9 protein-coding genes are annotated in these 9,434 nt (G+C 68.9%); 1 reads left to right on the top strand and 8 read right to left on the bottom strand.

Features of this window, described 5'->3' with window-relative positions; genetic code table 11:
- Window positions 1-346: 346 nt before the first annotated feature.
- The 5 genes from AB0I42_RS26530 to AB0I42_RS26510 form a co-directional block, all read right to left on the bottom strand.
- Complete coding sequence (locus AB0I42_RS26530) at window positions 347-742, bottom strand: hypothetical protein (protein ID WP_357541182.1); 396 nt, start codon at window positions 740-742, stop codon at window positions 347-349.
- Window positions 743-896: 154 nt separating this feature from the next.
- On the bottom strand, window positions 897-1,202 hold the full coding sequence (locus tag AB0I42_RS26525) for a hypothetical protein (protein WP_357541180.1): 306 nt from the start codon (window positions 1,200-1,202) through the stop codon (window positions 897-899).
- Window positions 1,203-1,581: 379 nt separating this feature from the next.
- Window positions 1,582-2,169, bottom strand: coding sequence for a hypothetical protein (locus AB0I42_RS26520; RefSeq protein WP_357541178.1), 588 nt, complete (start codon window positions 2,167-2,169; stop codon window positions 1,582-1,584).
- A gap of 207 nt (window positions 2,170-2,376) precedes the next feature.
- Window positions 2,377-3,759, bottom strand: a complete 1,383-nt coding sequence (locus AB0I42_RS26515; protein WP_357541176.1) for a hypothetical protein — start codon at window positions 3,757-3,759, stop codon at window positions 2,377-2,379.
- A 14-nt stretch (window positions 3,760-3,773) separates the two neighbouring features.
- Entirely contained in the window at window positions 3,774-4,286 is a 513-nt protein-coding gene (locus AB0I42_RS26510) for a HEAT repeat domain-containing protein (protein WP_357541174.1), read from the bottom strand.
- A 978-nt stretch (window positions 4,287-5,264) separates the two neighbouring features.
- On the opposite strand from AB0I42_RS26510, the gene AB0I42_RS26505 reads away from it, so the two are divergent.
- Complete coding sequence (locus tag AB0I42_RS26505) at window positions 5,265-6,188, top strand: replication protein RepA (RefSeq protein WP_357541172.1); 924 nt, start codon at window positions 5,265-5,267, stop codon at window positions 6,186-6,188.
- Window positions 6,189-6,445: 257 nt separating this feature from the next.
- Here the strand turns inward: AB0I42_RS26505 and AB0I42_RS26500 are convergent, their stop codons facing one another.
- The 3 genes from AB0I42_RS26500 to AB0I42_RS26490 all read right to left on the bottom strand — a co-directional run bounded on the left by AB0I42_RS26500 (window position 6,446) and on the right by AB0I42_RS26490 (window position 9,102).
- The gene (locus AB0I42_RS26500) at window positions 6,446-6,673 is read right to left on the bottom strand and encodes a hypothetical protein (RefSeq protein WP_357541170.1); all 228 of its coding nucleotides are present in this window, start codon (window positions 6,671-6,673) and stop codon (window positions 6,446-6,448) included.
- Window positions 6,674-6,689: 16 nt separating this feature from the next.
- On the bottom strand, window positions 6,690-8,294 hold the full coding sequence (locus AB0I42_RS26495) for a GGDEF domain-containing protein (protein WP_357541168.1): 1,605 nt from the start codon (window positions 8,292-8,294) through the stop codon (window positions 6,690-6,692).
- Between the two features lie 490 nt (window positions 8,295-8,784).
- A complete protein-coding gene (locus tag AB0I42_RS26490; protein ID WP_357541166.1) occupies window positions 8,785-9,102 on the bottom strand; it encodes a hypothetical protein in 318 nt (105 codons plus the stop codon).
- Window positions 9,103-9,434 lie beyond the last annotated feature (332 nt).

Here is a 9,434-nt window from a genome sequence, read left to right as displayed (position 1 = left end):
GACGGAAACCGGGCGAGGCGCCGGACGTCAGTGCCCGGCCAGAGTTTCCGACGGAAACCGGGCGAGGCGCCGGACGTCAGTGCCCGGCCAGAGTTTCCGACGGAAACCGGGCGAGGCGCCGGACGTCAGTGCCCGGCCAGAGTTTTCCGGGCCGTGTATCGAGGGTCGCGCATCCGCGGCGGCGCCGGCCGACGGGTTCATCGAGACCTGCAACACTGCCCGGCCGGCCGCCCAGGTCGGTGTGGAAATACGGGTGCAGGTGGTCGGCGGGGCGGCACCGATCGTGGTTGGAGTGCAGCCGTGGTTCCCCGGTGGCGATGACGCCCTCCGAGGAGCCGGCGGGCCGCTACTGGACCGGCACCCGGGCGCCGGGGTCGAGCGACGCGACACCATCGGCGGCGCCGGAGAGCCCGGCGACGGAGGGAGGTGACGCCGCCTCCGCCACCCGAGGGCGAGGGCAGGTGGTTGGCGGGCACCAGGCCCTCGCGACGGGCGGGCCGACCTCGGCGGCGAGGACGTACACGACCATCGCCGGTCCGTGTTCGGCCGCGGCGAGGTCGGCGGACTGAGCCTCGAGGGCGGTGGCGATGATTCGCTCGACGACCCGCCACGTGACGCCGGCCGGGACGGCGCGAGCGTCGCCGGGGTACGGGAGCCGGGCCTCGAACGCGTCCTGTTCGTCGAGGGCAGCGATGATCGGGGCGGGGACGATGAACACGTCGTCGGTTGTCCTAGCACCCAAAGGTTTGATCTTGGAGTCGGTGCCGGATATGGGGCAGCCGCGCCTCGTTGAGCGCGGCTGATAGCCGGGGTTTGGGGTGGGGCCAGTAGAGGGTCAGTTTGTCCGGGTGCCGGGTGTGTCGGTGAGGTTCAGCGGTTCGACGTCGTCCTATCCGTCATCCCGGCCAATGTCGGGGCCGTAGAGGTCGGGGCACGTCGACGATGACCGCGTCGTACTCGCTGCTGGCGCGCTCGACGGCGCGGCGCACTGCCTCAGGATCGATCGCGACGGCTTTGAACTGTCCGGCCGGGTCCGAATCCGTATCCAAAAAGATCACGGGCAGGCGGACACTGGTGGTGGTTTTGCCGACGGCACCGCAGGTGGTCAGTGGCGCCGTGGTGGCGGTGCCAGGGCCGTTGGACGAAGCGTCGCTTACAGGCGTCTCCTTCTCATCCGCTGAGTCTCCGGCGGAATACGGCACCGGCCGCGCCGATGTTATTTGTTGAGACGCTGCCAGACTAATGGATAAGGATAGTTATCGACTGAGCCGCGATGCGATCAACTCGCCGTCTCGATCCCACAGCTCCAGATCGCCGACGAAGCCGTTGCGCGGGTTGCGCAGCAGGCCACGGACGCAGCGTCGCACGGATTCCGGTCGAACACGCTATTCGCCGAACTGAAGTGGTGGCGCCAGCTGCAGCGCTTCACCGGATTTCGCGAGCTTCTACCCGAGACCATGAGCGCGGTCCCCGAACTTGTCTCCGACCGCATGATCACCTGGTGAAGAACGGCCACCCGAGTCGGTGCTCAGCCCGCGCTACTAGGCACAGGTCGTTAGCGCGGCCAAGGATCCCCCGGGTTCAGTCAGCGGTATAGGAAGGTTGCGTTGCAAGTAGCCCCCGCGCCTCTTCCAGAGTCTCCAGCGTCTCGGGGTGGCTGCGCGCTCCATCAAAGGCCGCATCCCGAAGCACCCCTGCAAGCTCCGCCACGAACGCTGGCGAGACCGACTCACCGGGCAGCGGGAGTCTCATGACGAGTTCGGCGAGCGCATCACGAGTATCCACGTCGAAGGAGCGGACTTGCTTGTGCAGGCGTACGAGGATTGCGGCGACCCTACGGCTGTTGGTGTCACACCAACTCTTCTGCGCCTTGCGCCATCGCTGTTCCGCGTACAGCTTGGTGTCGTCCTTCGTGCCCGTCCCACGTACGGCGTTCTGTAAGCGTCGGTACCAGTTCAGTCCCGCTTGGCGGTTCGTCGACCCCCGGGCGGCAGCGATTTGTTCCCACGTCATCCCCGCCTCTCGGCCAGCTTCGATCACCCCTAGCGTGGCCGAGTCGAAGACCTCCTGGAGGTGGTCGATGATTCGGATCGCGTCACGAACATCAGCCTGAACAACGGATGCAGGAAGGCGGCGATAGTTGGCAACGTGACTGACGATGCCCAACAAGCCTTCGCCAAAACGGGCTAGATCAGCAGGGTCAGCGTGTCGGTACCGTCGCTCAGCAATGGCGTCCGCCGCCTCGTACGCGGTACTTCTTCGCTGCTTACGCGAGTCAGCGATCGGGAGACCACCGTCCTCTTGCCGCCATGTAGTCACATGTCAACGATATCGTGTACACCCGGTAGGTAAAGGCATGGACCGCTGCTCTCTTGACTACGCAGAGCGCCAGCCTGGAGCGGGGCAAGCAGTGAACCCGCAGGTAGTGCGGCAGCATGCGACGGCGCCGCCAAGGCGGACAGTCACGTTCTGTATCGCAAGCGGTTGGGCAATGCAGCCAACAGATGCCACAGCTCGGGCAGCTCCGGAGTGTCCGCGTGATACGACTCGCGCGCCGAAGCTGATGGTGTTGAAGCGTCGGTCGTCGGCGACGAGTTCCTCCAGTGCCGGGTTGGTCTCGACTGCGCGTAGTTCGATGATGGCCGTGACGGCGTACCGGCCGCGGTAGTCGGCGATGCCGTCGACCAGTGGCCGGGCCAGTTCGGCCGTCTGTACGCCGAGGCGAGCCAGTGCCCGGGCCGCCGCGATCCGGTTCCAGCGGTCGTCGAGCTGCTGACGTAGTTGTGGTTCGAGGGTGGCCACCGCCGCCGGGTTGGCTTGCGCGAGTTCGGCTATCAGGGTCGCCGCCAGGTGCGCCGATGTGTCTCCGCCAGCGAGGACGGCGGACACGGTCGGCAGTACCGCCGCCGGTCCGTCGACGGCGGCCACGATGCGGGCGGCGAGGAGCTGGACCTGGCGTTCGGGGTGGGTTCGGGCGGCGGTGCCGGTGAGTAGGCCGTCGCCGACGTCGCCGAGACCGGACATCTCCCAGGGCGGGGCCTGCCGCCTCCACGACAGGGTGGATCGCAGTGTGTCGAGGAGTGGCTGCGCATCGCCGGTAATCCGCCAGACGGCGAGCGCCGCCGGCGGGTCACCTGTCCGCGCCGTCTCTGCCCGCAGGTACGGCACGGCGGTGGGCTCGTCGTGGCCGAGTTCCAGTAGTGCCCGGGCGACCTGCGGCCCGGTGTGCGGGATCGCGGCGATCAGGTCCGGTACGGCGGCCGCGGCGTCGGTACCCCACTGCGCTACGACGCTGGCGAGGACGTCTGCCCGGGTCGGGTCGGCGGCCAGTCTGCTGCGGATCTCCGCCAGCACCGTGGGACTGAACCGGGCCTCGGTGGACAGGTCTGGTTGGTGCCCGGCGGCGGCCGCGGCGCACACCGGCTCGATCCAGCGCGGGTCGGCGAGCAGCAGCGGGGTTTCGACTGCCCGGTACTCGTCGGTGAAGCCCTGCTCGCCGGCCACCTGCGGATAGCGGGCCGCGACGGCGGCGAGCATGTCCGCGAACCGGCCGGTGACCGCGCCCGCCCGGCGGAGCGCGCCGATGGCCTCTCCGCGTACGTCGGGGTCCGGGTCGTCGATCGCCGGCACGAACAGCGGCACGAACAGCGCGGGTGCGGAGCGTCGGGTCTCGCACCGTCGCCCCATCGCCCAGATGCCGGCGCGCCGCGTACCGGGGTCCCGGGCCCGCAGCATGTGTCCGAGTACGTCCGCGGCCACCTCGTTGTCTGGGGCTACGACGAGTTCGTCGTAGCAGCCTCCGGCCCGGCCCAGCCGTGAATGACGGTGGCGCCGTCGTCGATCGCGTCGACCACGGCGGTGACGGTGCCGTTGGGCCAGGCGAGCCCGGCACGTAGCAGCGCGACCGTGGCGGCGACCCGGACCGCGGGCGGGCCGTTGACGGCGGCGTCGGCCAGCACCGGGCTGGCGGCCGGGCCATCGACGTGACCGAGGGCGAGCGCGAGCGACGCCGAAACCGCCGGATCGCTCTCGACCTTCCACCGTCGCCACAGCGGCCCGGCGGCCGCACCCGCGCGCGCGGCGGCGTACGCGGCCGCTTCACGTACCCGCTGGTCGGCGTCGTTCAGCAGCGGCAGCAACAGGTCCACCTGGGCGGCCACGGCCGCCTGTACCGCCGGGAACTCCTCGCCGTAGGCGTGGCGTGGATCGGCGAGCATGCCGAGCATCCAGGTGAAGTCGTCCCGGATCTGCGGGGCGTGCCGGGCGAGCTCTGCCAGGAACGGCACGGCGGCCACCGTCGTCCGGTGGACAGTGGGCCCAGAAGCGGCCAACCAGCTGCCTTATCCACAAGGAGGAGACGGCGACTAAAGGAAGAAAAACAGCTAAAGGCAAGAGCTAAAGGCACAGGCGAAAAGTGCTGGCTGACCTGCGACGATGCAAGATCGTCGTGACAAGATATGCGTGCTCTCCCCCAAGATATGCGGAACCCCAAGCTCGCTACCTGGACAACTCGGCCGCCAAGATATGCGTGGACGCTTCGCTTGTCCACAGGTTCTTGGGTGCGGAACATGCCGACGTCACCAAGATATGCGTGGAAAACCGAGTCCTGCTCCACAGCAGTGGGCACGATCCCTCACTTATGCGTGCTGCTCCCCTGTCGCGAGCTGTCCGACGGGGGCTGCGTAACAGCTCCGGCAAACACCGGCCCCTACCACTGAAGCCCACAGCGTTCGCGTCGAAGCGGACTTATAGGACTAACCAGGGCGAATCAGGCGAGGAATCATCCCCAAGATATGCGGGCCGCGCGGCGTCGATCTTCCTGCCCCCTAGATATGCGTGGACGGCGCTTCGTTGTCCACAGCATCTCCTAGATATGCGTTACAGAAGCGGGGTCGCGGCTCTCCCAACATGACCAGGTGTCCCACTCCCCCCACGCCTCAGTGAGATTCGACTACAACGTATGGCGAGGCGTACCCCAAGATATGCGCGACGGCCTCTCCCTCCCGAGCGCGACGTAAGCGGTCCAGGAAGGACACGCTCGCCAGGCCGCATCGCCGAGCCCATGCCCGTCAGCGAGCTGGCAAGGGCGTTCACCACGTCCGACTTGCCTCCCCAAGATATGCGTACGGGGTGCTGCCTCGGTGTTGGTGCGCCAGAGCGACCCCCCAAGATATGCGTAACGTTTTCCCAGCTCAGTCCGCATACGACGCGACACGCCGAGGCTGTAGCTGGTTAAGCCTCACGGGCCAGTGCAGGATGCCGGCATGCCCAGAGCCAAAGCGGACCCTCACAAGCTCGCCGCATTGGTGGCGGAAGCTGCGACCGAAGAGGAGCAGGAGATCGGGTTCCTCACCCATCTCCTAACCCAGACCAACCTTCCGTACAAGGATCCCGGCGCCATCCCCGTCTGGACCCGGCACAACGGAAACGTCACCCTGCACGTCGACCCCGGCAAGCGACTGGTCGCGCCGGGCACGTACCAACCGATCTACCCGTTTGGCCTGTTGCCGCGGTTACTGCTGATCTGGATGTCCAGCCAGGCAGTAAAGACGCGCTCTCCTCAGCTCGTACTCGGCTCATCGCTGAGCACCTTCATGCGCGACCTCGGTCTCCAGGTGACCGGTGGCAGGACCGGCACCATCACACGGATGCGCGACCAGATGGAACGGCTCCTCAAATCGCGACTCAGTGTTGAGATCTCTGACGGAGCACACCGTGACCGGGGTGGACAGATGACTGTCGCCCTTGCCTGGAACCTCTTCTGGGAGGACTCAAACGGTAACGGTCAGGATCCGCTGTTCCCGTCGACCATCCAACTCTCGACTGATTTCTTCAACCAGGTTGTCGAACACCCAGTACCTCTGAACATGCGCGCGCTGGCCGCACTGCGTGCTAAGGGAGGCTCGCCTATGCGCGTCGACATCTACGCCTGGTTGACGTGGCGGTATTCGTGGCTCCGGCGGCCGACTGTCGTGCCATGGGAGATGCTGATGGTCCAGTTCGGCACCAACAGCGCCAGCGATGCCAGGGGCAGGGCGAAGTTCCGCGAACTGTTCAAAGCCAACCTTGCAGATGTCCTACGGGTCTACCCTGACGCCAAGGTCGAAGCCACCCCTGCCGGCCTCCGCCTATTGCCCAGTTTTACCCACGTTCCACTCCGAGGCATGCGTCAGTTGAAAGCAGGTTGAGGGATAAGGACGCGTACGAGCGGTGACGTGCGGCAGAGGTCGCGGGCTGGTAGTCGCGGTCACCCGGCCCTGACGGCTGACCAGAACAGTCGAGCCGCCGGGCGTGTGCTGGCCAAGGGGGTGCCAGGACATGCACCGATGCTCGGCGACGCGGCGCGGCGCAGCCAGCCCCGCCCCGGTCAGGCCGAGGCACTGGTAGGCGGGCAGAGTACAGGCCGCTCGCCCCGTCGAGGTCCGGGCTGCAGTGCCCGGGGCATCTACGCACCGTGGCGGCTCGACTGGATCCAGGCGGTCGGGTGGTCGCGGTTGGCTTGCCCGTCCCGTCCCACGTCGGCCGTGACGATGACCGCGATCGGGATGCGCTCGAACCCGGCATCGCCAGCCAGAAACACCTGTTCCAGGTTGGCCGACCCGCCTCGCCAGGTCCCGTTGCGTCGCATGCCCGGCCGCGATTCGCACAGCCCTGCCTCGCCGTGTTCCAGCACTTCTTCGCGCCCGGATCTAGTCCGTTGGCCCGCTGCGACGGCTGGTGAGGTCCAAGGTATAGGCAGCGCCGCCACCTGTGCCCTTCGCGCGGTACATCGCGGCGTCGGCGGCGCGCATCAGCTCGTCGAGCGTGCAGTGGTCGACTCCTGCCGCCCAGCCCAGACTTGCGCCGATCGTGACCGAGACGCCGGCCACGGCCAGTGGCGCGGCCAGCGCGGCAAGCACCGCGCGGGCCACCGTGTCGAGCCCGTCGTCGACGTCGACCAAGACCACGGCGAACTCGTCGCCGCCGAGCCGGGCGACCACCACAGCTTCGGGCACGGCCGCCAGTAGTCGGCCCGCGCAGGCGGTGATGACCTGGTCGCCGACGTCGTGGCCGTGGGTGTCGTTGACCTGCTTGAACCCATCAAGGTCGACCAGGCCGACCACGACCCGCCGCCGGCGGGCGTCGTCGGCGACCAGCTCGGCGAGGACGTCGACGAGCCGCCGCCGGTTCGCCAGCCCGGTCAGCGCGTCGGTGTAGGCGAGCCGGCCGAGCTGGTCGACGCGGCCGGCGGCGACCAGTGCACAGCCCAGCGCGCGACCGTAGGCGGCGAGCAGGTCCCGGTCCCGGCCGGTCAGGGTCGCCGTTGCCCGGCAGCGCAGGCGCAGCCAGGCCGGTGTGAGCCCGCCGGACAGGCGCAATTCCACCCCATCCAGCGCCGGCCCGGTCGCGGGCCCCTGGTAGGAGATCTGCCCACCGGTGGCGCGGATCCGCCGGGCGCCGGCGGGCGTCGGATAGTCCACTTCGGCCGCGGCGGCGCCGAACAGTTCGGCGCCGCGTACGGCGCCGACCGTGGCGACCCGGGCGGCGTCGCCGCCGGCCAGCTCCGCGACGGCGTCGGACAACCGCCGCCAGGCCAGCCGATCCTCGCGGGCCCGGATCCGCCAGGCGTACCCACTGTGGACGGCCAGCACGGTCGGCGGCAGCGCGGCCAGCAGCCGGCCGTCGAGGTCGACCAGGATGACCGCGCCGACGCCGAGCACCAGGTCGACCAGCCGCAGCCCGGTCCGCAGGTCGGCGTCGGCTGCGGTGACCTGCCACCAGCGGCGGCCGGTGGCCAGCGCCACGACGGGCGCGACCAGCGCTTCCTCCACCACGGCGTAGGCGGCGGCCGCGGCGACCAGTGCCAGCAGTAGTCGGGGCCACGCCCCCGGGTCCACCTCCATCGTGTCCAGTCCGGGGCGCCAGCCCAGCCACCACGCCATCCCGGCGCCGGCCGCAGCCGCAACGGTGTCCTTGCCGACGTTAAACAAGATTTTGCGCAGGTCGCGCTGCCGCAGAGACTTCGCCGCCGAGATTCCGACAGCGGTGGTCAGGACCACCCACGGCGCGGGCAGCACCGCCACCGCCAAGACCACGGCGGCCGAGGTCGCGGATACCTGCTGCTGCCTGCGGGCCACGGTCACCGTGCACCCCGCCGCGACCGCGATCATCGCCCCCGCGAACGCAACGTGCAGCAGCGCCGAGCCCGGAGACCAGGGGGCCCGCACCAGCGCCCAGGCCACCACCACCGCAGCGGCCGACACCACGAGGCCGACCAGCGGCATCAGCCACCGATCGGCCCTGTGGTCAGTCACCGTCACCCCCACACCGCGAGCCACCTCTCGGGTGGCTGCGTTGCGTCAGGATACCGTGACCATGAGCGGTATTCGGATATTCGCTGGCAGGGTATGTCCTGCTCAGCCCCAGTCGTGCTCACCGCGTACATCGCGCATGAGTGCCCTCCCCTCAGATGTGCAGAGGGGAACGTACCCACCTCGCGGCCGATATCGCCCGTTTGGATGTCGTTTGAGGCGTGAAGCGCTCGAAGTGCTATTTCACCTAGTGCTGCCCCTTATCGAGGGCACCAGAGCAAGGCATCCACGTGCGCGGCGACTTCCGCGGCCTGGCCAGCACGCCCGCTGGCGCGGTCGCGTCCTACGTTGACGCCCGACTTTCCGCGGCCTGGCCAGCACGCCCGCTGGCGCGGTCGCGTCCTACGTTGACGCCCGACTCGCTGTACTGCGGACCACCGACAGGGCAGAGCAGTTACGGACTCGCAAGACGTTGTCCAACTACCTCGCCGGGTTACAGGACGACCCTGGGCACTCCGGAGGTCTCCGGCTGGATCGGGTCCTGGAACAGCGACTTGGCCGCTCGGAACGTCGCGTCGCCCAGGCCTGCGGCACGCAGCGCCCGCACTGCGGCCGTCATCCGCTCGAGCTGCGGATCGGCGTCGGGGTCGTACGCGCCGGTTTCGGCCTCGGCCTGCTCGAGCGCGGTGATCGCCGCGCGGATGCCGAAGCCCAGTCCACGCGGTGGTACCAGCAGCAGTCCCGGCCGGCGCGGCGCGGCACCACCTGGCGGGCCAGGCGCCGCCACCACGGCGTGCCGGCCGGCACGCACGGCGGCTCGCCCTCCAGGTCCGGCCGTGGAAGCCCGACCGCGGCGACCACGTACCGCATCTGCGGCTCGTCGGGTGGCTCCGGCTCGACGTAGCCGTCACCACGGGTCGCGTCGACCTCGCCACCGACCGCGTGAACCCGTAGTGGGAGAGCCCGAGGTCTTTGTCGAACATCAGCTGATGCGCGATGAAGATCGGCGGCTGCTCCTCGGCCGGGCAGAGGCGTGCCCAGACGGCCTCGATGAACCGCTCCGCCCGTTTCGCCAGCCCGGCGCCTTCCCGATCGGTCTGGGTGGCCACCGCGACCGGCCGCAGCCCCGGACCGGTGAACAGC

The organism is Polymorphospora sp. NPDC050346, assembly GCF_040655695.1.
GTDB classification, from domain to species: Bacteria; Actinomycetota; Actinomycetes; order Mycobacteriales; family Micromonosporaceae; genus Polymorphospora; species Polymorphospora lycopeni.
Note: the sequence above shows the minus strand (reverse complement) of the source record. Positions and strands in the feature narration are given on the sequence as shown.